Genomic DNA, 1013 nt, shown 5'->3' with positions numbered 1-1013 from the left:
AAGAAACACGCGACGCTGCACCTAAATGCATTTCGGGGAGAACCAGCTATCACGGAGTTTGATTGGCCTTTCACCCCTACACACAGGTCATCCCCCAGGTTTTCAACCCTGGTGGGTTCGGTCCTCCACCCAGTCTTACCTGAGCTTCAACCTGCCCATGCGTAGATCACTCCGCTTCGGGTCTACAGCATGCGACTCAAACGCCCTATTCAGACTCGCTTTCGCTACGGCTCCCCCACACGGGTTAACCTCGCCACACACCATAACTCGCAGGCTCATTCTTCAAAAGGCACGCAGTCACATCACACAGAAGACAAGCTCCTGTAAGCTCCTACGGCTTGTAGGCACACGGTTTCAGGTACTATTTCACGACCCCTCACCGGGGCACTTTTCACCTTTCCCTCACGGTACTCGTGCACTATCGGTCATCAGGGAGTATTTAGGCTTACCAGGTGGTCCTGGCAGATTCACACAGGATTTCTCGGGCCCCGTGCTACTTGGGATCCCCTCAAGAAGCCTTCAAGATTTCGCCTACCCGGCTCTCACGGTCTACGGCAGCCCTTCCCAGAGCTTTCGACTACCTCAAAGGTTTATCACTTCTTGTGGCTTCGGCAGAAACCACCAGAGGGTCCCACGACCCCGGACATGCAACGCCTGCCGGCTATCACACACGCCCGGTTTAGCCTCATCCGCTTTCGCTCACCACTACTCACGGAATCACTGTTGTTTTCTCTTCCTACGGGTACTGAGATGTTTCACTTCCCCGCGTTACCACCAACCGCCCTATACATTCAGGCGGAGGCAACACCACATGACTGGTGCTGGGTTTCCCCATTCGGACATCCCCGGATCAACGTCTGGTTGGCGACTCCCCGAGGCTTAACGCAGCCTCCCACGTCCTTCATCGGCTCCTGATGCCAAGGCATCCACCGTGTGCCCTAAAAAACTTGGCCACAAAGATGCTCGCGTCCACTATGCAAATCTCAAACAACAAACAGCAACCAGCTCCAAGC

The 1013-nt window shown here is 55.1% G+C and carries 1 rRNA gene; it reads right to left on the bottom strand.

Annotation, left to right across the window (positions count from 1 at the left end):
• Positions 1 to 953: ribosomal RNA gene (locus ABZ444_RS51450) — 23S ribosomal RNA — on the bottom strand; the annotation flags it as partial.
• Between the last annotated feature and the right edge of the window lie 60 nt (positions 954 to 1013).

The sequence above is a fragment of the Nonomuraea sp. NPDC005730 genome, assembly GCF_040630865.1.
Classification (GTDB): Bacteria; Actinomycetota; Actinomycetes; order Streptosporangiales; family Streptosporangiaceae; genus Nonomuraea.
Note: the sequence above shows the minus strand (reverse complement) of the source record. Positions and strands in the feature narration are given on the sequence as shown.